18 protein-coding genes are annotated in these 22,762 nt (G+C 70.9%); 2 read left to right on the top strand and 16 right to left on the bottom strand.

From position 1 onward, the window contains the following. Positions 1–46 precede the first annotated feature (46 nt). The 10 genes from nadC to Dsi01nite_RS29585 form a co-directional block, all read right to left on the bottom strand. A complete protein-coding gene (nadC, locus tag Dsi01nite_RS29630) occupies positions 47–925 on the bottom strand; it encodes a carboxylating nicotinate-nucleotide diphosphorylase (protein WP_203849583.1) in 879 nt (292 codons plus the stop codon). After that, positions 922–2,562 (bottom strand): L-aspartate oxidase, encoded by a 1,641-nt coding sequence (locus Dsi01nite_RS29625; RefSeq protein WP_203849582.1) that lies wholly within the window; start codon positions 2,560–2,562, stop codon positions 922–924. Before Dsi01nite_RS29625 ends, nadC begins: the two co-directional genes overlap by 4 nt. Before the next feature lie 31 nt (positions 2,563–2,593). Continuing rightward, positions 2,594–3,439, bottom strand: a complete 846-nt coding sequence (locus tag Dsi01nite_RS29620; RefSeq protein ID WP_203849581.1) for a septum formation family protein — start codon at positions 3,437–3,439, stop codon at positions 2,594–2,596. A gap of 42 nt (positions 3,440–3,481) precedes the next feature. Next, the gene (locus Dsi01nite_RS29615; RefSeq protein ID WP_203849580.1) at positions 3,482–4,375 is read right to left on the bottom strand and encodes a septum formation family protein; all 894 of its coding nucleotides are present in this window, start codon (positions 4,373–4,375) and stop codon (positions 3,482–3,484) included. An 80-nt stretch (positions 4,376–4,455) separates the two neighbouring features. Further along, on the bottom strand, positions 4,456–5,367 hold the full coding sequence (locus tag Dsi01nite_RS29610; protein WP_203849579.1) for a septum formation family protein: 912 nt from the start codon (positions 5,365–5,367) through the stop codon (positions 4,456–4,458). A gap of 70 nt (positions 5,368–5,437) precedes the next feature. Further along, complete coding sequence (locus Dsi01nite_RS29605; protein ID WP_203849578.1) at positions 5,438–6,358, bottom strand: septum formation family protein; 921 nt, start codon at positions 6,356–6,358, stop codon at positions 5,438–5,440. Between the two features lie 17 nt (positions 6,359–6,375). Next, positions 6,376–6,798 (bottom strand): aspartate 1-decarboxylase, encoded by a 423-nt coding sequence (gene panD / locus Dsi01nite_RS29600; protein WP_203849577.1) that lies wholly within the window; start codon positions 6,796–6,798, stop codon positions 6,376–6,378. Then, positions 6,795–7,610 carry a pantoate--beta-alanine ligase gene (gene panC / locus Dsi01nite_RS29595; RefSeq protein ID WP_203849576.1) on the bottom strand — a complete coding sequence of 272 codons (816 nt, stop codon included), beginning with the start codon at positions 7,608–7,610 and terminating at the stop codon, positions 6,795–6,797. The genes panD and panC overlap by 4 nt, the downstream gene beginning before the upstream one ends. Next, positions 7,607–8,605: a Rossmann-like and DUF2520 domain-containing protein gene (locus Dsi01nite_RS29590; RefSeq protein WP_373318869.1), complete on the bottom strand. Its 999-nt coding sequence runs from the start codon at positions 8,603–8,605 to the stop codon at positions 7,607–7,609. The genes panC and Dsi01nite_RS29590 overlap by 4 nt, the downstream gene beginning before the upstream one ends. 161 nt (positions 8,606–8,766) lie before the next feature. Continuing rightward, the gene (locus Dsi01nite_RS29585; protein WP_203849589.1) at positions 8,767–9,312 is read right to left on the bottom strand and encodes a TetR/AcrR family transcriptional regulator; all 546 of its coding nucleotides are present in this window, start codon (positions 9,310–9,312) and stop codon (positions 8,767–8,769) included. Between the two features lie 226 nt (positions 9,313–9,538). Here Dsi01nite_RS29585 and Dsi01nite_RS29580 point away from each other — a divergent pair, with 226 nt between their 5' ends. Further along, positions 9,539–10,831, top strand: coding sequence for a D-arabinono-1,4-lactone oxidase (locus tag Dsi01nite_RS29580; RefSeq protein ID WP_203849574.1), 1,293 nt, complete (start codon positions 9,539–9,541; stop codon positions 10,829–10,831). Between the two features lie 815 nt (positions 10,832–11,646). Here Dsi01nite_RS29580 and topA read toward each other — a convergent pair. The 6 genes from topA to Dsi01nite_RS29550 all read right to left on the bottom strand — a co-directional run bounded on the left by topA (position 11,647) and on the right by Dsi01nite_RS29550 (position 19,791). After that, positions 11,647–14,490, bottom strand: coding sequence for a type I DNA topoisomerase (gene topA / locus Dsi01nite_RS29575; RefSeq protein WP_203849573.1), 2,844 nt, complete (start codon positions 14,488–14,490; stop codon positions 11,647–11,649). 253 nt (positions 14,491–14,743) lie between these two features. Continuing rightward, the gene (locus Dsi01nite_RS29570) at positions 14,744–15,733 is read right to left on the bottom strand and encodes a hypothetical protein (protein ID WP_203849572.1); all 990 of its coding nucleotides are present in this window, start codon (positions 15,731–15,733) and stop codon (positions 14,744–14,746) included. Next, positions 15,730–16,272, bottom strand: a complete 543-nt coding sequence (locus Dsi01nite_RS29565) for a hypothetical protein (RefSeq protein ID WP_239136275.1) — start codon at positions 16,270–16,272, stop codon at positions 15,730–15,732. The genes Dsi01nite_RS29570 and Dsi01nite_RS29565 overlap by 4 nt, the downstream gene beginning before the upstream one ends. An 86-nt stretch (positions 16,273–16,358) precedes the next feature. Beyond that, positions 16,359–18,716 (bottom strand): sodium-translocating pyrophosphatase, encoded by a 2,358-nt coding sequence (locus tag Dsi01nite_RS29560; RefSeq protein WP_203849571.1) that lies wholly within the window; start codon positions 18,714–18,716, stop codon positions 16,359–16,361. A 219-nt stretch (positions 18,717–18,935) separates the two neighbouring features. Continuing rightward, complete coding sequence (locus Dsi01nite_RS29555) at positions 18,936–19,424, bottom strand: ATP-binding protein (protein ID WP_203849570.1); 489 nt, start codon at positions 19,422–19,424, stop codon at positions 18,936–18,938. Between the two features lie 4 nt (positions 19,425–19,428). After that, a complete protein-coding gene (locus Dsi01nite_RS29550) occupies positions 19,429–19,791 on the bottom strand; it encodes an STAS domain-containing protein (protein ID WP_203849569.1) in 363 nt (120 codons plus the stop codon). 174 nt (positions 19,792–19,965) lie between these two features. On the opposite strand from Dsi01nite_RS29550, the gene sftH reads away from it, so the two are divergent. Further along, on the top strand, positions 19,966–22,356 hold the full coding sequence (gene sftH / locus Dsi01nite_RS29545) for a DEAD/DEAH box helicase (RefSeq protein WP_239136274.1): 2,391 nt from the start codon (positions 19,966–19,968) through the stop codon (positions 22,354–22,356). Positions 22,357–22,762: the final 406 nt, after the last annotated feature.

Genomic DNA, 22,762 nt, shown 5'->3' with positions numbered 1-22,762 from the left:
GTGCGCACTCCTGGGTGCACAACGCCTTCCGGATCACGGCAACGGGTCAGTGGGTGCGCAGGTCCATGGCGATGTCGAGGATCGGCGACGAGTGCGTCAGGGCGCCGACCGAGAGGTAGTCGACGCCGGTGGCGGCGTACTCGGCGGCGGACTCCAGGGTCAGGCCGCCGGTGGCCTCCAGCTCGGCCCGCCCGCCGACCGCGGCCACCACCTCGCGCAGCAGGTCCGGCGACATGTTGTCCAGCAGCAGGAACGTCGCGCCGGCGGTGACCGCCTCGACGGCCTCGCCGACCGTGGTGACCTCGACCTGGACCGGGACGTCGGGGAAGGCCGAGCGGACCCTGGCATACGCGGCCGAGATGCCGCCGGCCGCCAGCTTGTGGTTGTCCTTGATCATGGCGACGTCGTAGAGGCCCATGCGCTTGTTGGTGCCGCCGCCGGCGCGGACCGCGTACTTCTCCAGGATGCGCAGGCCCGGCGTGGTCTTGCGGGTGTCCAGGACCAGGGCGTGGGTGCCGTCGAGGAGGTCGGCCCACTGGCGGGTGTGGGTGGCGACGCCGGACATGCGGCACAGCAGGTTCAGGGCGGAGCGCTCGGCGGTCAGCAGGAAGCGGGTCGGCCCGGTGATGGTGGCGAGGACCGTGCCGCGCACGACGTACGAGCCGTCGACGGCGTGGGTGGACACCTCGACGTCGGGTGAGACGGCCTCGAAGACGGCGGCGGCGACGGCCAGGCCGGCCACCACGCCGGGGGCCCGGGCGACGAGCTCGGCGGCGTCGATCTGCGTGTCGGGGATGGTGGCCACGCTCGTGACGTCGAGGCGGTCCGGGCCGAGGTCCTCGGTCAGGGTGCGTTCGACGATCTCGGCGACGGCGACCGGGTCGAGCCCGACCTTCCGCAGCGAAGCCTCGGTCTCGGGCGTCACGCGTCCTCCCACGTCTCGGTCAGGGTGCCGGTCTCGGACAGGCCGGCCAGGAAATGGCCACGGAACACGTCGCTGGCGTCCGGGAAGTCCTCGCGCCAGTGGCAGCCGCGGGTCTCCTGACGCAGGTCGGCGGCGCCGACCAGGGCGGTGGCGACGGTGAGCAGGTTGGTCGCCTCCCAGCTGGCAAGGCCGGGGGCGGAGCGGTCGAGGGCGAGCTTGGTGAGCGCCTGCGCGGCCTGGTCGAGCGACTCGGCGCTGCGCAGCACCGACGCGTGCGCGGACATGGCGGCCTGCAGCGGCGCGCGCAGCGCCGGATCGGCGGACCAGGTCGCGGACGAGCCGGTCACCGGGTCGGTCTGGGCGGGCAGGTCGCGGGCGATGTCCTCGGCGATCCGGCGGGAGAAGACGAGCCCCTCCAGCAGGGAGTTGGAGGCGAGCCGGTTGGCGCCGTGCACACCCGTGCACGCCACCTCACCGCACGCGTAGAGGCCCGGGATCGAGGTGCGGCCCCGCAGGTCGGTCCGGACGCCACCGGAGGCGTAGTGGGCCGCCGGGGAGACGGGGATGAGGTCCGCCGCCGGGTCGACGCCGGCCGCGCGGCAGGAGGCGACGATGGTCGGGAAGCGGCCCTCGAGGAACTCGCGGCCCAGGTGGCGGGCGTCGAGCCAGACGTTGCTGGTGCCCTCGGCGCGCATGACCCGGTAGATGCCCTTGGCCACGACGTCGCGGGGGGCGAGCTCGGCGAGCTCGTGGCGGCCGACCATGAAGCGGTTGCCGTCGCCGTCGCGCAGGTAGGCGCCCTCTCCCCGCAGTGCCTCGCTGACCAGCGGCTGCTGGGAGTCGCGGTTGTTGAGGGCGAGCGCGGTGGGGTGGAACTGGACGAACTCGATGTCGGTGACGGCGGCCCCGGCCCGCAGGGCGAGAGCGACGCCGTCGCCGGTGGAGACGACCGGGTTGGTCGTGGCGGAGTAGATCTGGCCCATGCCGCCGGTGGCCAGGACGACCGCCCGCGCGAGGACCGCGCCGACGCCGTCCTCCGCGCCTTCGCCGAGGACGTGCAGGGTGACCCCGCAGGCCCGGCCGGCCGCGTCGGTGAGCAGGTCGAGGACCAGGGCGTGCTCGATGAGGCGGATCCACGGGTCGCGGTGGACGGCGGCGTGCAGGGCCCGCTGGACCTCGGCGCCGGTCGCGTCGCCGCCGGCGTGGATGATCCGGTTGGCGTGGTGGCCGCCCTCGCGGGTGAGCATGAGCGAGCCGTCGTTGTTGCGGTCGAACTCCGCGCCCCAGCGGATCAGCTCGCGGACCCGGGTCGGGCCCTCACGGACCAGGACGTCGACGGCGGCCGCGTCGCACAGGCCGACGCCGGCGACGAGCGTGTCCTGCGCGTGCGCCTCGGGCGTGTCGAGCGGGTCGAGGACCGCTGCGATGCCGCCCTGGGCCCAGCGGGTCGAGCCGTCATCGATGTTGACCTTGGTGACGACGGTGACGTGCAGGCCGGCCTCGCGCAGGTGCAGTGCGGCGGTCAGCCCGGCGACGCCGGAGCCGATCACGACGACATCGGTCGGCTCGGCCCAGCCCGGCTGGGGCCCGGCGAGTTGGCGCGGCAGTGCGGGCAGCTCCATCACTCCAGTCAACATGACAAAAGGACATCGCGCGCCGTGCCGAGGATCACGCGAACGGCAGCGGACCAGTGCCGATCTTGGCGATCGACGCCTTCAACGGGCGCGAGCTCACCAGGTAACAGGCGAAGGTCTGGTCGCTGCCCAGCCAGTCGGAGCCGTTCTTCGGCCCGACGGCGGCCGCGGACAGGTCGGACCGGTCCGCGGTCTCGGACAGGCCCAGGTATCGCAATCCGACACCCGTGCAGCCCTTGGTCGACGCGTTGCGGACCGCGGTCTCGTCGAACGGGGCGTCCATCGGCGCGATCGAGTAGCTGCCGGAGTACTCGCCGTCGTGCGGGGCGGTGCAGTCGACGTACTTCAGTGCCGAGATGCACCCGATCGGCAGCGACGGCCCGGCCTTGGACAGGCTGCCCTCGCGGGTGGCGAACTCGTCGCCCGCCGGCCCGGTGACCGCGGCGACCGCGCAGGCGAAGAAGCCGTCGGCGGCCGGGGCGACCCACGACGCGAGGATCTGCACCTTCGACTCGTGCCAGTTGCCGCCGAGGAACGCGGTGCCCTGCACGACGCACGCCCGGCGGGCCTGGGCGTACACCAGGTTCTGGGTGAGCTTGACGTCCTCGCCGGTGGCCGAGTCGAGGCGGTGCAGCAGGTCGTCGCCGACCTGGCCGACGTGGAACACCTCGGTGGTGTGCGCGGCGGCGCAGTCCACGGCGCCGCCGGGCCACGGGAACGCGGCCTTGGCGCCCGCCGCGTCGACCTTCCAGCAGGAGCCGACCTGCGGCGCGGCGGCCGGCGGGGTGTGCGGGATCTTCCGCGAGGTGTCGCGCAGCAGCCAGTACGCGCCGCCCCCGATGAGGGCGAGCACGACGACGATCAGGAGGACCCGCTTCATGAGGAAGCAGTGTGCCATTACCGGCCGGTAACGTCACCCATCTCAGACCGGTTGGTTGCCGTTGCCCTGCAGCGACCGGCTCACCGAGAGGGTGCCTTCCAGCATCAGGTAGCAGCGGGCACTGCGGTCGCCATAGGACCACCGGGTCGGCGTCGCCGTCGACCAGGCGAACGAGATCTGCTTGTTCTCGGCGAACTGGGCGTCGGTGAGGCCGAGGAACTTCGCCACGATCGTCTTGCAGGCGGGCTGGATCAGGGCCCGGCGGGCGTTGCCGTCGCTCGGGTAGGGCCGCGCGTCGGGCGAGTAGAACGTGCCGGCGTATTCACCGTTGTGCAGGGTCTCGCACTTGGTCGGGATGAAGTCCTCGATGCCGCCACCGCTGGTGGTCTCGACCTTGACGCAACCGATCTGGATCGGCCGGCTGCCGCGCAGCGTGTCCTTGAGGCTGGTCGTGCGGGCCGCGATGGTCCCCGTGTCGTCGGAGACCTCGATCAGGTCGCACCGGAAGTAGCGGGCCTGGCCCGTCCACTGCTTCTCCGACGGCGGCAGGACCCGCAGCGTCAGTCGGCCGTCGTGCCAGTCGCTGCCGAGGAACGTATTGGCCTCGGTGAGGCAGGTGGCGAAGGCGTCGGTGAGATCGGCGCCCTCGGGCACCTTGGACCCCTGTGCGAGGGTGCCGGAGAACTCACCGACGTGGATCGTCTCGCTGGCGTGCGACGTGCCGCAGTCGACCTCGACCAGGCCGGGTCCGACGGTGAGCTTCTCGGCCGTGCCGGTGAAGGTCCAGCACTCCCCGGCGGCGGGCTTCGGCACGCTCGGCGCGGCCAGGGCGGTCCAGCCGTTGAAGAGGTCGCCGTCGGTGCCCGCGGGGTTGCCACAGGCGGCCACCGTCACCAGCGTCAGGGACAGCACCAGCGTCATGGACCAGCGCTTCATCCCGAGCCTCCCTATGACAACGGCACCGCTTCGCGTTCACGTGGAGCGAACGCAAAGCGGTGCCAGTGTGTCAGAAGGGATCAAATCTTGCCGGTGCCGACGCCCTTCAGGGACCGGACCACGCTCTTCTTGTCGTAGAGCATCGCGTAGCAGCGGGCGGCGCGGTTGCCGCGCAGCCAGTTCTCCTCGTCGACCATCCAGAAGCCGATACCGACCTCCTGGTGGTTGTCCAGGGTCGACTGCGCCATGCCGAGGTACTTGGCGCCGAGGGCCTCGCAGCCGGTGCGCATCGCGGCGCGACGCTCGTCGGCGGTCTTCGGGAAGGCCCGCTCGCCGGCGGTGTACGTGCCGACGTACTCCATGTTGTGCGTCGTCGTGCACGCCTTCGGCTCGTAGTCCTCCCACGTCTTGCCGTCGGCCTCGTAGGTCTCCTGCGCGCAGGTCAGCGCGACCGGCTTGTCGCCGGTGAGGCCGTTCTTGAGGCTGCTGGTGCGGCTGACCGGCTTGCCGGCGTCGCTCTGCACCTCGGCGAGGTCGCAGCGGAAGTAGCGCCCGCCGCCGGACCACTGCGCCGAGGACGGCGGCAGCACGATCAGCTCGAGGCGCCCGTCGTGGTAGTCACCGCCGAGGAAGGTCTGCGCCTCGGTGCTGCACTTGGCCCAGGCGTCCTTCAGGTCGGCGCCCTTCGGCGGCGACGTGGCGCTGGCCGCGGTGCCGGTGAGCTCGCCGACGTAGAACGTCTCACTGATGTGCGCGCCGTCGCACTTGGAGACCGGCTTGAAGGAGAAGATCGTGATGCTGTCCGTCTCGAAGTACGGCACGGTGGTGTCGTAGCACGCTCCGACCGGCGGCAACGGGACCTTCGGCGCGGCCAGCATGGTCCACTCGTCGGTCAGGTTCTTGTCCACCCCCGCCGGCGTCGTGCAACCGGCCAGCATCACGACCGCGGCAACCGGCGCCACAGCCAGCACGAGCCGTCGGAAACGCACCATGATCTAACCCCTCCCCCGGCGCACACAGCGCGGGTGCAGTGTGCCAATGATCAATGTGGTTGGCAACCAGCTAAGCGATGGTTATCGGTAGTCCTTTTGTACCCGCACCGCGCAAGGACACCTTCACCGGCTTCGGTGGCCACACGAAGCACCGCACGCCCCGATTGCCCAGCTCCCAGGCGGTCTTGTCGTAGGGCATCGTGACCAGACCGGTACGCGACTGGAAGTTCGCGTCGTCGGGCACGGCGACGAACCCGGCCACGACCGGCCGGCAACCGGCGAAGATCGCGTTGCTGCGGGCGTCGTTGTCGGCCGGGTACTCACCGTCCGGCGGCTCGTAGATGCCGGCGAACTCGCCCTCGTGCGGCGTGGTGCACGAGGCCGGGAAGATCCGGTCGATGCTGCCGGCGGCGCCGCCCTCCTTCGAGGTGATCTTCACGCAGCCGATCAGCAGCTCCCCGCCGTCGGGGCGCAGGGCGCCGCGCAGCGAGACCGTCCGGGTCGCGATGCTGAACCGGTCGATGTCCTGCAACGCCTGCAGGTCGCAGCGGAACCAGCGGGCCCCGGCGTCCCACAGCACCGGGCTCGGCACGTCCACGCTCAGTGACACCCGCCCGGCTCGCCAGTCCGCCCCGAGCAGGGCCTTCGCGTCCGCGGCGCAGCGGGCGTACGCCCCGCGCATCGCCGGACCGCCCGCGATCGGTGGGGTGGCCCGCTCGGCGTCGGCACCGGTGAACCGCCCGACCGAGATCAGCTCGACCTCGTGCGGCTCGGTGCAGGCCACCGGCGCCGGCCAGCTGGTGACGTCGGCGCTGGCGGTGCCACCGGGCAGCTGATAGCAGGCCGGTGCGACCGGCTCGGTGAGCATCGCGGCGGGCAGCATCGGCCAGCCGTTGACCAGGTCACCGTCGACGCCCGGGGGCGGTGATGGCCGCGTGCAGCCGCCGAGCAGCGTCATCGCCGCGACGACCAGCACGACCGCGCGCCGCACCGCACCTCCCCAGGGGCTTATGCCCGGAGAAGGTCTCCCCTCATGGGCTCGCCCACCATACCCGGTATGGCGTCCGCTGGATCGTGACCGAGCTCGATGATTCGGTTCGTGGCGTCGACGTGGACGATCCGCGGTGCGTACGTCCTGGCGGTGGCGTCGTCGAGCTGCGCGTAGGAGATCAGGATGACCAGGTCGCCCGGGTGCACCAGATGCGCGGCGGCACCGTTGATCCCGATGACCCCGCTGCCGCGCGGCCCGGCGATCACGTAGGTCTCCAGCCGGGCGCCATTGGTCACGTCGACGATCGCGACCTGCTCGCCGGCGAGCAGGTCCGCGGCCTCCATGAGGTCCTCGTCGACGGTGACCGACCCGACGTAGTGCAGGTCGGCCTGGGTGACCGTGGCCCGGTGGATCTTCGACTTGAGCATGGTGCGGATCACGGGAGCTGGACCTCGATGTTGTCGATGAGCCGGGTGCCGCCGACCCAGGCCGCGGTCAGCAGCCGGGCCGGGCCGTGCGCGGGCGCCGGGCCGAGCATGGGGTCGGTGAGCACGAAGTAGTCGAGCTTGACCTCAGGCTCGGTGGCGAACTCGGCGATGCCGGTCGCGACCGGGTCTGCCTGCGCGTTCGCTGCCGCGCGAAGGGCCCGGGACAGCACCAGGGCGGCCCTGCGCTCGGCCGGGGCGAGGTACCGGTTGCGGCTGGACAGCGCGAGGCCGTCGGGCTCCCGCACGGTCGGCACGCCCCGGACCTCGATCGGCAGGTCGAAGTCGCGGACCATCGCCCGGATCATGCCGAGCTGCTGGTAGTCCTTCTCCCCGAAGTACGCGACGTCCGGGCGGGTCAGCTGGAACAGCTTGTTGACCACCGTCAGCACGCCGTGGAAGAACCCGGGCCGGCTGGCGCCCTCCAGCTCCTCCCCGGCCGGCCCCGGATCGACCCGGACCGCGGGGGCACCCTGCGGGTACATCACGTCCCGCGTAGGCGTGAACGCGATGTCCACCCCCGCTGCGCGGGCCAGTTCAAGATCATTGGCCATGGTACGGGGATAGCGCTCGAAGTCCTCGCCCGGCGCGAACTGCAGCGGGTTGACGAAGATCGTGAGCAGCACCGTGTCGGCCTCGCCGCGAGCGGTCCTCAGCAGCTCGACGTGCCCGTCGTGCAGCGCGCCCATGGTCATGACGACGGCCACCCTGCCGCGGGCCACGGCCCGGGCCGCCGCGAGTCGCTCGCGGGTCTCGACGACGTTCATGCCTTGCCCCCTGTCCCCTTGGCCTTCCTCCGGGTGCTGCGCGGTGCCGACACGGTTCCCGTTGCTGGCACGGTTCCCGTTGCTGGCACGGTGCCCGTTGCTGGCACGGTGCGGGGTGCCGGCACGGTGCTCAGCACGTCGAGGAGCGGCTCGGCGTCCGTCGCGCGCAGCCGGCCGGCGGCGATGACCCGGTCGGCGGTGCGCCGGGCGAGCACCAGGTACGGCGGCACCGACTCGGGCGCGACCTCGTTGAGCGCCTGCAGGTGCTTGGCGACCGTGCCGGCGTCGCCACGGGACACCGGGCCGGTGATGGCGGCGTCGCCGAGGCGCAGCGTGTTGTCCAGGGCCGCGCCGAGCAGCGGGGCGAGGACCTGCTCCGGGTGCCGGACGCCGGCGTCGCGGAGCCGGTCGAGGGCCTCGTTGACGAGCGTGGCGAGGTGGTTGGCGCCGTGCGCCAGGGCCGCGTGGTACAGCGGCCGGCGCTCCTCGGCGATCCACTCGACCTGCCCGCCGAGGTCGGCGACCAGGGAGGCGGCGAGATCCCGCAGCTCGTCGGGGGCGGTGACGCCGAACGAGACACCCTCGGCGAGCCGGCCCAGGTCCACCGCGGTGCCGGTGAACGTCATCGCCGGGTGCAGGGCGAGCGGCCGCGCGCCGACGGTGCTGACGGGCGCGAGCACGGCCAGGCCGTGCGCGCCGGAGGTGTGCGCAACGATCTGCCCCGCGCGCAGCGCACCGGTCTCGACCAGGCCGTTGACCAGGCCGGCGAGCATGTCGTCGGGGACCGCCAGCAGCACGAGGTCGGCGGAGGCGGCGACCTGGTCGGCGGGGAGGAGCGCGACGCCCGGGAGCAGCTGCTCCGCGCGGGTCTTGGAGGCGGTCGAGACGCCCACCGCGGCTACCACCCGGTGGCCGGCGTTCACGAGCGCGGCGCCGAGCACCGCGCCGACCCGTCCGGCACCGATGATGCCGATGTTTTGCCTGTTCACGGCCATGTTCATCGTGATGGATCCAGTCCTCGATGATGGGGTACCGGTCGATCACGAGTATGCGCCGCGACGGGCAAAAGCGGACAGGTCGTGTGGGATTGTCAACACCAGGTTTCGGACCCTTTACCGGCCTTGTGAGCTGCCGATAAAGGGTCCGAGCGACGTCGTCAGAGGCGGTGGTGCAGGTAGTCCTTGATCAGGGCCTTCGCCTCGCCGAGCACGACCGCGTCGCCGTCAGGCGAACGCCGGAACGCCATCTTGATCAGCGCGTCGGCCGCCTCGACCGCGATCGCCAGCACGAACTGCAGGCGCTCGGCGTCCACGATGCCGAACCGGCCGATCAGCAGCGCCGAGAGCTGCGAGACGATCACGTCGTTGTTGTCCCGCTCGTCGTCGAGCAGGTGAATGTCCACGACATCACCGAAGTGCAGGGTGCGGAAGCCCGGCACGGTGCGGTGCATGTCGATGTACTCGTCGATGGCCGCGTCGACCGCGTCCCACCAGTGCGTGATGTCCTCTTCGGCCAGCCGGGCGCCGAGGCGCTCCAGGTAGCCCTCCAGGCTGCGCAACGTCAGCGCCTGCACGATCGCCCGCTTGTCCGGGAAGAACTGGTAGACCGAGCCGATCGCCACCCCCGCCCGCTCCGCGAGCAACGTCGTGGTCAACCCGTCGTAGCCCACCTCATCGACGAGCTCGGCGCACGCGTCGAGCATCCGCCCGACCCTCGCCACGCTGCGCCCCTGCACCGGAACCCGGCGCAGGGGCTTCGTCCCGGCACTGGCCACTGTCTGCGTCGCCACCCGGCAATCCCCCTCAAGCTCGACCCACCTTGAAACCTACTCACGTCAACGAGCGGGCACGATCGGCGGATAGCCCATTTCACTCTTGTGGTTCAACAGGTCATTGACGGCGGGCATACGTGAAGGGTACTCAGGTTTCGTGACTTCTCCGTGGGCCAACTGGGCCGGCAACCAGACCGCTCGGGCGGCGCGCGTCGCGCACCCGTCGACCACCGCTGAGCTGGGCGTCATGCTCCGCGAGGCAGCGGCCGAAGGGCTTCGGGTCAAGGCCGTCGGCAGTGGGCACTCCTTCACACCCACCGCTCTGACGGACGGGGTCCGGATCGAGCTCGACCAGATGGCGTCACTCGTCCGGGTCGACGGCGACCTGGTGACGGTCCAGGCCGGGATGAAACTGGCCGCCCTCAACGCGACCCTCGCCGCACACGGCCTGGCCATGCCGAACCTCGGGGACATCGACGCACAGACGATCTCCGGCGCGCTCTCCACCGGCACCCACGGCACCGGCGCGGCATACGGGTGCCTGTCGACGTTCGTCCAGGCCCTCGAACTGGTCACCGCGGACGGTGCGGTGGTGCGCTGCTCGGCCTCGTCCTCGCCGGACCTGTTCGCCGCCGCCCGGGTCAACATCGGCGCCCTCGGCGTCCTCACCGAGGTCACCCTGCGCTGCGTGCCGGCCTTCACCCTCCGGGCCGACGAGCGCCCGGCGCCGCTGTCCGACGTGTGGTCGGGCCTGGACGAGCACATCGCCTCGAACGACCACTTCGAGTTCTACTGGTTCCCCTACACCGACCGGGTCCAGATGAAGCGCAACACCATCGTGCCCACGTCGGACCGCCCCCTCCCGGGCTGGCGCCGCTGGCTCGACGACGACTTCCTGTCCAACACCGTGTTCGGCGGCGCGTGCCGCCTCGGCCGGGCCCTTCCGTCCGCGGTGCCGACCATCAGCCGCGTCTCGGCCCGGGCCCTGTCCGCCCGCACGTACACCGCCACGTCCCACGAGGTGTTCTGCACGCCGCGCCGGGTCCGCTTCGTCGAGATGGAGTACGGCCTGCCCCGCGCCGCCCTCCGCGAGGCGTTCGACGGGCTCCGCTCCGTGGTCGCCGGGCTGCCGTACAAGATCCAGTTCCCGGTCGAGGTCCGGTTCACCGCCGCCGACGACATCTGGCTGTCGCACGGCCACGGCCGCGAGAACGCCTACATCGCGATCCACCAGTACGTCGGCGCCCCCTTCGAGGAGTACTTCCAACGCTTCGAGGCGATCACGACCCCGCTCGGCGGCCGCCCGCACTGGGGCAAGATGAACTTCCGCGACGCTGCCTCCCTTTCCACGGCCTACCCGCGCTTCGCCGACTTCACCGCGCTGCGCGACAAGCTCGACCCCGGCCGCCTGTTCGCCAACGCCTACACGGACCGCGTCCTCGGCGCCTGACCGCCTCCCATTCCCCAACCGGCGCCTGCGCCCTGGCTTTCCCGTGGCGGCGGACACGCTTCCACGACCACGCCGACGAGCCACGCCTCCAAGGCCACGCCCGCCCGCCGACGTGGGCCGACCGACGTGGGCCGACCGACGTGGCCAGCTGACCCTGGCCGGCTGATCGAAGTCGCCCCACGGTCACCCAGACGACCAACCCACGACTTCGATCACAAGGGTGCGACGGACAAGGGTGCGACGGACGACGACCTGAGCGCCGACCACTCCACCCCACCGGACGATCTTGCAACCATGATCGAAGGAGCGCTCCGGTCGCACGGACAACCAGCCCACGACTTCGATCACGGCCGTGCGGCGAACGGCAGCCCGAACGCCAGCCGAACCGCTCGCCGGACGATCTTGCCGTCTTGATCGAAGGACGACCCTGGCTGCACGGACAACCAACCCACGACTTCGATCATGAGCAGGGTCCGAACGGGATCGTCAGCGAGGGTGATTTGCGCGGTTTGCCCCTTGCCAGAAGGCCAGAGGCGACTCCCGCCGCCGGGACCACGGCCCGCCCCAGACTTGCGCAGCACAGCCTGACCGCGCCGCGGACCGAACGCGGCACATCCCGCCGATCCGCGCGGCACCCGTGGGTGATCGAAGTCGTCGCCCGGTCGTCCCGACGACCAGCGCGGTGCTTCGATCAAGGTCCGTGATCAACCAGCACCGGCCACAGGCGACGCCGCGCTCTCGAACGGCCCCGCGGCCAAGCGTTGGTCAACACCGGTCAGAGCTGACCACGCATTGACCAACGCCTGCTCAACCGGTCACTCCGCCGGTGGGGTCGTCTTCTTCGCGGCGGTCGCCTTCCGCGGCGCGGCCTTCTTCGCCGGCGCGGCCTTCTTCGCAGCAGCAGCCGCCGTCGTCGTCGTGGCTTTCTTCGCAGCCGCCGACGTCTTCTTCGCGGCCGCCGCGGTCTTCTTCCCAGCAGCCCCCGCCGCCTTCTTGGCCGGCGCGTCCCCGGCCGCCTTCTTCGCAGCCGGGCGGGCCTTCTTCGGCGCGGGACCCTTGGCCCGCTTCTCGGCCAGCATCTCGCTCGCCTCGTCCAAGGTCAGCGTGTCGACCGCCTGGTTGCGCCGCAGGGACGCGTTGAACTCGCCGTCGGTCACGTACGGGCCGAACCGCCCGTCCTTGATGACCAGCGGCTTCTCGGTCGCCGGGTCGGGGCCCATCTCGCGCAGCGGCGGCTTGGCCGCGGCCCGGCCCCGGGTCTTCGGCTGCTCCAGCAGCGCCAGCGCCTCCTCGAGGGTGACCGTGAAGAGCTGGTCTTCCCGCTCGAGGGACCGCGTGTCGTTGCCGCGCTTGATGTACGGCCCGTACCGCCCGGGCGACGCGGTGATGTCCTCGCCGGCGGCGTCCTTGCCGACGATCCGCGGCAGGGTCAGCAGCAGCAGCGCCTCTTCCAGGGTCAGGTGCTCCGGCGACTGCGTCGACAGCAGCGAGGAGTTCTTCTCGCCGGTCGAGACGTACGGTCCGTAGCGGCCCGACTTCAGCACGATCGGCTCGCCGGTCTCCGGGTGCTCGCCGAGCTTGCGCTCACCGCTCGCGCCGCCGACGAACAGCTCGGCGACCTTCTCCGGGGTGAGCTCGTCCGGGGCCAGCCCGTCCGGCACCGTCGCGCGGTCGCCTTCCTCGCCCTCGGGCTGGTCGGGGACGAAGCGCTGCAGGTAGGGGCCGTAGCGGCCGACCCGCACGACGACGTCGCGGTTGGCCTCGTCACGAAACAGCGGGATCGAGTTGATCCCGCGTGCGTCGATCTCACCCAGCCGCTCGGTGACCATGCGCTTCAGCCCGCCCTGGCGGGGCACCGACCCTTCGTCGCCCGTGTCCCCACCGAAGTAGAACGGGCGCAGGAAGTCCACGGCGCTCTCATCGCCGTTGGCGATCTCGTCGAGGACGTTCTCCATCGACGCGGTGAAGTCGTAGTCGACCAGGCGCGGGAAGTGCTTCTCCAGCAGGCCCACGACGGCGAAGGCCAGGAACGACGGGATCAGCGCCTGGCCGCGCTTGAACACGTAGCCGCGGTTGTTGATCGTCTCCATGATCGAGGCGTAGGTCGAGGGGCGGCCGATGCCGAGCTCCTCCATCGCCTTGACCAGCGAGGCCTCGGTGTAGCGGGCCGGCGGCTGGGTCGTGTGGCCGGTCGGGGTCAGCCCCTTCTCGGTCAGCGCCTGGCCCTTGACCAGCACCGGCAGGCGCCGCTCGGCCTCCTCGGCCTCCGCGTTCTCGTCGTCGGAGGACTCGACGTAGACGCGCAGGAAGCCGGGGTCGGTGATCGTCTTGCCGGTGGCGCTGAAGTCGACCGACTCCTTCGCCGGGGTCTCCGCGTTGATCCGCACCGAGGTGCTGTTGCCGACCGCGTCCGTCATCTGCGACGCGATCGTGCGCTGCCAGATCAACTCGTACAGCCGCAGCTCCTCGGCGGAGAGCTCCTTGGCCACGTCACCGGGGGTGCGGAAGGAGTCGCCGGCGGGGCGGATCGCCTCGTGCGCCTCCTGCGCGTTCTTGACCTTGCCGGTGTACCGGCGGGGCTGCGGCGGCACCGCGGCCGGGCCGTACAGGCTGAGGATCTGCTGGCGGGCGGCGGCGATCGCGGCCTCGGACAGGTTCACCGAGTCGGTTCGCATGTAGGTGATGTAGCCGTTCTCATACAGCCGCTGGGCGAGCCGCATGGTCTGCGCGCTGGACAGCCGCAGCTTGCGGGAGCCCTCCTGCTGCAGCGTAGAGGTGATGAACGGCGCCGCGGGCTTGCGCCGGTACGGCTTCTCCTCCACCCGGGTGACCGTGAACGGCCGGCCCTCCAGGCGGGCGGCCAGGCCGCGGGCGCCCTGCTCGTCAAGGTGGATGACGCCGGCGTTGGGCCGGACCTTGCCGGTCTCCGGGTCGAAGTCGCGGCCGGTGGCGACCCGGTCGCCGTCGATCGCGAGCAGCGTCGCGTTGAACGTGCGGGTGTCGCCGTCCGGCAGGAGCTTGGCCAGGATGTCCCAGTAGTCCGCGGCGCGGAACTTCATCCGCTGCCGCTCCCGCTCGACCACGATGCGGGTGGCGACCGACTGGACCCGGCCGGCGGACAGGCCGCCCTGGACCTTCTTCCACAGCACGGTGGACAGGTCGTAGCCATAGAGCCGGTCGAGGATGCGCCGGGCCTCCTGGGCGTCCACCAGCGCGCGGTTGATCTCCCGCGGGTTGGCGACGGCGGCCTGGATGGCCGGCTTGGTGATCTCGTGGAACACCATCCGCTTGACCGGGACCTTCGGCTTCAAGGTCTCGAAGAGGTGCCAGGCGATGGCCTCGCCCTCGCGGTCCTCATCTGTGGCGAGGTAGACCTCGCTGGCGGTCTTCAGCAGCTCCTTGAGCCGGCTGATCTGCTTGCGCCGGTCGGCCGAGATGACATAGACCGGGGTGAAATCGTTGTCGACGTCGACGCCCAGGTAGGCCCATGGCTTGCTCTTGAGGTCCTCGGGCATGTCTTTCTTGCCCACGGGCAGGTCACGGACGTGGCCGAAGCTCGCCTCCACGACGTAATTCGGGCCCAGATAGCCCGAAATCGTCTTGGCCTTCGCCGGCGACTCGACGATCACCAGCCGCTTCGTGTTGGCGGAGTTCGGCACAGCTCTCCCCGGTGCGGACGGACATGTGTCAAACGTAACGCGCGCCTACGCGCCGAGTTGCGCAATGCGGCACCCGGCGGTCGGCTTGCGACACGCCGATCGGCGCCACGGTACACCCAAGCAGAAGCGCTACCTGCCCGATCTTGCGATCGTGTCGCATCGGCTGCCGTATTTGTCACGCTTTGTCGCCTGCCGGTGACCCCTATGGCGGGTGGAATCACACCGTGCGACGCGGGGTCAGCCTACCTGGCGCTCACCTCGGCCAACTCGCCTGCGGCGCCCCCGCGGGTGGCTCACCGACGAGCTCCGCGAGCCGCGTCACACGGCGCAGTCCCACGATGCGGTACGCAGGGCCGCCCGCCTTGGGACCGACGAACACCGCGATCAGCCCTGCGGTAGCCAGAGCGTCACCGATGGCGACCCAGTTGTCGGCCACCTGGCGGTCGATCGCATGTTCGTCCTGGTTGTCGTTTTCATCCGGTACGTCCAATCTCTCGGACGCCACCTCGGCGAGCGGATCGAGCTCGACGGTCGGGAGGTCGCCGACCCCGGAGTCGGGCCAGCCGTCGCGGTTGTCGTCGATCCAGTCCTCGACCTCGACCCCCAGGTCGACCGGTCCCGGATCGAACGTCGAGATCAGCGGCGTGGCCTTCTTCTTCGGCTTGCCGCGCGGCGCATCCGGCAGGTCCTCGATCGATTCCTCGTCGGGCGGGTCGAGCGCCGGCACCACCCCCGCCGGCGGCGCCACCGCCGGTTCCTCCTCGACCGGAAGGTCGGCGGCGTCGGTCCGGCCCTCGGCGTCCCCGTCGTCCTCCTCGGGCACGTAGGGGCGGCTGGGTGCCAGCCGGAGCAGGTAGGCGCGCTGGCCGTCCCACGAGCCCGCGGCCGCCACCCACAGCCGCAGCCGCCGGCCGTCCAGGACCAGGTCCCGGGGTGCCACCTTCGCCGTGCCGTCCAGCCAGCGGGCCGCGAGAGGGGCCAGCAGTGCCGCATACGCCGTCCGCACCGTCCACCGGTCCTCGACCCCGGTCGGCTCGCACGCCACGACCAGGCCCCGCTGCTCGCACTCGGCCCGCAGCACGTCCGCCCGCCACGCGTCCTCGACCTCGATCGACACCTTCGCGGTGCCGCCCATCCGGCCGACCTCGCCCGCACCGGCGAGCAGGCCCTCCAGGTCCATCGGCGTCGGCGGGCGCGCCTCCACCCCGAACAGCGACAGTTGCCGGCTCCGAGCCGGCGTCACCGACACTCGGGCACCTCGCTGAACGCCTTCTGCAGATCCTTCTGACCCACGTGCTTCGGGTCGATGGCGCTCTGCTCGTATTCCTCCTTGAGGACGGCGAACGCCGACCCGACCGAGGTGTAGAACGCCTTCGCGTCGGCGGTCGGCAGGGCCTCCACCGAGCGCTTCGCGTTGCCGTACGCGTCGCGGGCCTTGGACAGCGAGGCGGAGAACTGCTGGGCGACCCTGGTGCCGCCGGAGACGTCCGGGACCCCGGCGTCGCTGATCCCGAGCCTGGCCTTCTCGCTCGCGGTCTCCGCACCCGCCAGCAGGTCCACGATGTTGGTCTTCGTCTGCGAGGCGGTCTTCGCCGACTGCAGCTGCTGCTGCGCCTTGGTGGTCAGATCGGCGATCTCGGCCCGCCAGGGCGTGAGCGCCGTGCACACCGACTGCGCCCACTGCTTCGGCGCCACGTCGCCGGCACCATCAGCGCCGCAGCCACCCGTACCCGCCGAAACGAGGACGAACAGGAGGCCTGAGGCGACGACGCGGATGTGCATGAATGGAAGCCTAGAACCGATCGTCTGTTCGACAAATACGACGCCCCGACCGGAATGATCCGGCCGGGGCGTCATTGCGGAACAGGTCAGGCGGTGACGCGCTCCGGAGCGGGCTCCTGCGCGGAGGCGTCGTCGCCGTTGCCGGCGTCGACCGAGACCGGCTTGCGCTTGTTGATGACCACCGCGGTGGCGATGATCAGCGCCGCGCCGATCGCGATGGCGAACCGGATCCCCGGGTTGCCGTCGCCCGTGGTGTAGACCACCACGGCGGGCGCGATCAGCAGCGCGACCAGGTTCATCACCTTGATCAGCGGGTTGATCGCCGGGCCGGCGGTGTCCTTGAACGGGTCACCGACGGTGTCACCGATGATCGTCGCCTCGTGGGCCGAGGAGCCCTTGCCGCCGTGCGTGCCGTCCTCGACGAGCTTCTTCGCGTTGTCCCACGCGCCGCCCGAGTTGGACAGGAAGACCGCCATCAGCGTGCCGGTGCCGATCGCGCCGGCCAGGTAGGCCGCGAGCGGGCCGACACCGAGGCCGAAGCCGACCGCGATCGGCGCCATCACCGCGAGCAGACCCGGCGTGATGAGCTCACGCTGGGCGTCCCGGGTGCAGATGTCGACGACCTTGCCGTACTCCGGACGCTGGCTGTAGTCCATGATGCCCGGGAACTCGCGGAACTGGCGGCGCACCTCGATCACGACCGAACCGGCCGAGCGGGCGACGGCGTTGATCGCCAGACCCGAGAAGAGGAACACGACCGCGGCACCGATGAGCAGGCCGACCAGGTTGCCCGGGTTGGCCACGTTGAGGAACTTGTCGACCTCGACCTGGGTGAACTCCTTCAGGATCGAGTCCGTGTAGGAGCCGAACAGCGCCGTCGCGGCGAGGACCGCCGTGGCGATCGCGATGCCCTTGGTGATCGCCTTGGTGGTGTTGCCGACCGCGTCGAGCTCGGTCAGCGTGCGGGCGCCGCGCTCGTCGATGTCACCGGACATCTCGGCGATGCCCTGCGCGTTGTCGCTGATCGGGCCGAACGTGTCCATCGCGACGATCACGCCGACGGTGGTGAGCAGGCCGGTGCCGGCCATGGCGACCGCAAACAGCGACAGCGTGATCGAGCCACCACCGAGCAGGAACGCACCGAACACGCCGGCGCCGATGACCAGCGCGGAGTAGACGGCCGACTCGAACCCGACGCTGATGCCGGCCAGCACCACGGTCGCGGGCCCGGTGAGCGCGCTCTTGCCGATGTCCCGGACGGGACGGCGCTCGGTCTCGGTGAAGTACCCGGTCAGCGCCAGCACGATGGCGGCGAGCACGATGCCGATGGCGCAGGCGATGATCGCGGTGACGTTCGGGCCGAACGGCGGGGCGTCGCCACCGGCCAGCGCCTTGATCGCCTTCAGGCTGTCGCCCTCGCCGTTCAGGCCGGACCACTTGGCCGGCAGGTAGAACAGCGCGGCGCCGGCGACCAGCACGATGGAGATCACGGCGGAGATGTAGAACGCCCGGTTGATGGCGACCAGGCCGTTGCGGTCGGAGGGGCGCAGGCGGGTGAGCGCCACGCCGAGGATCGCGACGATGACGCCGATCGTGGAGACGATGAGCGGGAAGACCAGGCCTTCCTCGCCGAACGCGGCACGACCCAGGATCAGCGCGGCGACCAGGGTCACGGCGTAGGACTCGAAGAGGTCCGCGGCCATACCGGCGCAGTCACCCACGTTGTCACCGACGTTGTCGGCGATGGTGGCGGCGTTGCGCGGGTCGTCCTCCGGGATGCCCTTCTCGATCTTGCCGACCAGGTCGGCGCCGACGTCGGCGGCCTTCGTGAAGATGCCGCCGCCGACCCGCATGAACATCGCGAGCAGCGCGGCGCCGAACCCGAAGCCCTCCAGCACCGTGGGGGCGTCGCTCTTGAAGATCAGCACGACCAGCGCCGCACCGAACAGGCCGAGGCCCACGGTGAGGAAGCCGACGACGCCACCGGTGCGGAAGGCGATCTGCATCGCCTTCTCCCGGCCGCCGTCTTCTCTGGCCGCCGCCGCGACGCGCAGGTTGGCGCGGGTCGCCAGCGCCATGCCGGCGCCGCCGATGAAGGCCGAGAAGACCGCGCCGACGATGAAGAACGCCGACCTGCCGATCTTGATCATGGTCTCGTTGTCCCCGGCGTCACTCACGGGGAGCAGGAACAGCACCACGACGGCGATGACGACGAAGATGCCGAGGGTCTTGAACTGGCGCGTGAGGTACGCGGTCGCGCCCTCCTGCACCGCCCCGGCGATCTCCTGCATCTTCGGGGTGCCCCGACCGGTTGCGAGCACAGCCTTGACCAACGCCGCCGCGAAACCCAACGCCACGAAGGCGATGACGAGCGCGACAACGACATAGGTCAGGTTGTTCCCGCTGAGGGAAATCTCGTCGGCTGCGACGAGTGTTGCGGACATTCGTTGTCCTCCTGTACCGACACATGACAGCGCCGCGAGCGGTCAGGCCGGCGGCGGGTTCTCCCCAGGGGGAGCCGTGCAGGACGGCCGAGGTACCCAATGACCAGGCCCGTCATACACGATCGCCGTACTCTAGCCGCAGAGCGTGTCTGTGGTCACACCGACTTGCGCGTTTCAAGAGATCGCTTTTCGTCGATGGTCCACTTTGTCATCGGTGTCCTACTCCGCAGGACGCTCCAGGGGCCACGACATCCGGACCTCGGTGCCGACGCCTTCGGCCAGCTCGGACACGTTGAGATCATCGACGAGGCCGGCGAGCAGGGCCAACCCCATCCTCGCCGCGACCGCCTCCTCCGCCAGCAGCTCCGGCGGCGTGGTCAGCGGCAACGCCGGGTCCGACAGGACCATCACGGAATCTTCATCCCCAGCTTCACCCGCCAGGCGCGCGACCAGCGCCCCGTTCGCGGCACGGTCCACCACCCGGACCGTGAACCGGTCGCCGTCGGCCATCGCGACGTCGACCAGGTCCTCCAGCCCGTGCGACCGGTGCAGGGCCACGGCTCGGGAGCAGGCCTCGCCGATGGCGAGCCTGACCTCCTCGAGCAGCTCCTCGGCCACGCCGGCCCGCCGCGCGACGGCCACACCGACCAACCTGGCGGTGCGGACATGCGCGGCCGCCGGCGAGAACGACAGCCTGACTGTGGGCATGAACCTACGCCGTGGGTTCGGCGTCCGAGCCAACCGCGGCGGTCGCGGCGGCTACGGAGTCGTACAGGGAGAACACCCGATCCAACGCGGTGATCCGGAAGATCTTCAGGAGCCTCTCGTGCGCGCACACCAGCCCGAACGTGCCGTTGACCGCCCGCAGCCGCTTCAGCGCGCCGACGAGCACGCCGAGCCCGGTCGAGTCCAGGAACTCCACCCGGCTCAGGTCGACCACGACATGGCGGGCGCCCGTCTCGACGAGCTCGACCAGCTTCTCGCGAAGCCGCGGAGCGGTGTACACATCCACCTCACCGCCGACTTCGAGCACCGTGTGGTCGCCGGAGTCGTACGTCGACAACGACAGCTCCATGCGGACCTCCTCCTCTGAGCGGGTTCGGGGCGTGTCATGGGCCGTCGCCCACAATGAGTCTCTCGGGCATCTAACCATCGACGCCCCCACAAGGCGACGCGTCCACCCTGTTTCCCACAAATGCCACACGCGTACCGCAGCATCTCTTCGAACGTTTGTCTTAGAGTGCTCGACGTGACGGCTGTGCTCCCGCTCTTCTCCTTCCTACCGCCCCGCCGCGCCGAATCGCTCACCCACGTCGAGCACGTGCCGCCCCGCGCCGGGGCTGTCGCCCCCTGGCCCGACTGGACCCCGCCCCTGCTCCGGTCCGCTTTCACGGCCCGCGGCGTGGACCAGCCCTGGACCCATCAGGCGACCGCGGCCCACCTCGCGTGGTCCGGCACCCACACCGTCATCGCGACCGGGACCGGTTCGGGCAAGTCCCTCGCGTACCAGCTGCCCTTGCTGTCCTCGCTGCTCACCGACGACAAAGCGACGGCGCTCTACCTCTCCCCCACCAAGGCCCTGGCCGCCGACCAGCTCCGCTCGCTGCACGGCCTCGACCTGCCCGGCGTCCGCCCCGCCGGCTACGACGGCGACACCCCTCGGGAGGAACGCGACTGGGTCCGCCAGCACGCCCGCGTCGTGCTCACCAACCCTGACATGCTGCACCACGGCATCCTGCCCAACCACGCCTCGTGGGCCCGCTTCCTGCGCGGCCTGCGCTTCGTGGTCGTCGATGAGTGCCACACGTACCGCGGCGTCTTCGGCTCACACGTCGCCCACGTCCTGCGCCGGCTGCGGCGGGTCACGGCCCGCTACACGCCGCGGGGGCTTTCCGGGCCGTGCTTCATCCTGGCGTCGGCGACCTCCGGCGACCCGCAGGCGTCCGGGTCCCGGCTGGTCGGACTGCCGATGGCCGCGGTGACGGAGGACGCCTCACCGCGCGGAGGGGTGACGTTCGCGCTGTGGGAGCCTCCGCTGCTGCCTCCCGCTCCCGATTCTTTGGCTTCTTTGCGTTCTTTGCCTTCTTTGCCTTCTTCGGCTTCTTTGCCTCCTTTGGACGATGGCTCTGTGGCTTTGGATGCAACGTTCGCGGTGCGGGACGCGGAGCCCGTGCGCCGCTCGGCCTTGCGGGAGACGGCCGATCTGCTCACCGACGCGGTCGTGGCCGGCGTGCGGACCCTCGCATTCGTCCGGTCCCGCAAGGGTGCCGAACTCGTCGCGAGCATGGCCCGCCGCTCCCTCAACCACGCGGTGCCCGGCCTGGGTGAGCGGGTCGCCGCGTACCGCGCCGGCTACCTCCGCGAAGAACGCCGCGCCCTCGAACGCGACCTCATGGACGGCACCCTGCTCGGCCTAGCCTCCACCAACGCCCTCGAGCTCGGCGTCGACCTCGTCGGCCTCGACGCGGTCCTCATCTCAGGCTATCCAGGCACCCTCGCTTCCCTCTGGCAGCAGGCGGGCCGAGCGGGCCGAGCCGGCCGAGACGCCCTGTGCGTGCTGGTGGCCCGGGACGACCCGCTCGACACGTACCTCGTGCATCACCCGGAAGCCCTCTTCGGCAAGCCCGTCGAGGCAACCGTCCTCGACCCCGCCAACCCGCACGTCCTCGCCCCACAGCTGTGCTGCGCCGCCGCTGAGCTCCCCCTCACCCCCGCCGACCTGCCACTCTTCGGCCCGACCGCGGAAAGCACCCTGGACGCCCTCGTCGCCGCCGGGATCCTGCGACGGCGCCCCAGCGGCTGGTACTGGACCGAACGCCAACGCCCCGACGTCGACCTCCGCGGCGCGGGCGGCGGCCCGGTCGCGGTCGTGGAGGAATCCACCGGCCGCCTGCTCGGCACGGTCGACACCGGCTCCGCCCACCACCAGGTCCACACCGGCGCGGTCCACCTGCACCAGGGCACCGCGTACGTGGTCGACAAGCTCGACCTGGCCGACTCCGTCGCCCTCGTGCACGCCGAGGAGCCCGACTGGAGCACCCATCCCCGTGACGTCACCTCCCTGACCGTCCTCTCGGTCCGCCAGACCCGCACCGCCGGCCCGGTCACACTCTCGCTCGGCGAGGTCGAGGTGACCTCCCAGGTCGTGAGCTACCAGCGCCGCCGCATCTCCAGCGGCGAGGTCATCGACACCTGCCAGCTCGACCTCCCCGAACGCATCCTCAAAACCGTCGCCGTCTGGTGGACCGTCTCCCCCGAGGCTCTCGACGAGGCCGGCATCCCCGAGGTCGACTGGCCCGGCGCCCTCCACGCCGCGGAGCACGCGTCGATCGGCCTGCTACCACTCGTCGCCACCTGCGACCGCTGGGACATCGGCGGCCTCTCCACCGCCCTGCACGCCGACACCGCCCTACCGACCGTCTTCGTCTACGACGGCCACCCCGGTGGTGCCGGCTTCGCCGAACGCGCCTTCGACGTCGCCACCGACTGGCTCGCCGCCACCCGCACCGTCGTCGCCGAATGCCGCTGCGAGCAGGGCTGCCCCTCCTGCGTCCAGTCCCCCAAGTGCGGCAACGGCAACAACCCCCTCAACAAGCACGACGCCGTCCAGGTCCTGTCGCTCGTCCTGTCCGCCCTGTAACGCACCCCGCACCCCGCGATCCACCGGACCGATCGCCGACAACGTCGCCGCCACGAGCACGGACCCTGAGCCCCACCGCCAGAGCGCGCATCGCCGGGCCGGGCAGCCGAGCGTCGTTCCATCCCGTTTTGTCAGATCTGCTCCACCCCCGGTGCCGTCGCGACGTTGATCGAAGTCCGTGCAGGCCACGCGGACAACCCGCACACGACTTCGATCACGAAGAAGATCCACTCGTCGGGTGAAGCCGGCACGCAAGGGCGACCATCTGGACATCGACAAGGCCAGATCGGACGCCCGCCCCGACCCCTCGCCGCATCCACCCACCCGGCGCTCGCCGCACACCCGCCACCGGCGCTCGCCGCGCACCCGCCACCGGCGCTCGCCGCGCATCCACCACCCAGCGCTC

The sequence above is a fragment of the Dactylosporangium siamense genome, from assembly GCF_016862795.1.
Taxonomy (GTDB): Bacteria; Actinomycetota; Actinomycetes; order Mycobacteriales; family Micromonosporaceae; genus Dactylosporangium; species Dactylosporangium siamense.
The sequence above is the reverse complement of the archived record's forward strand: the minus strand, read 5'-3'. Positions and strand labels throughout refer to the sequence as shown.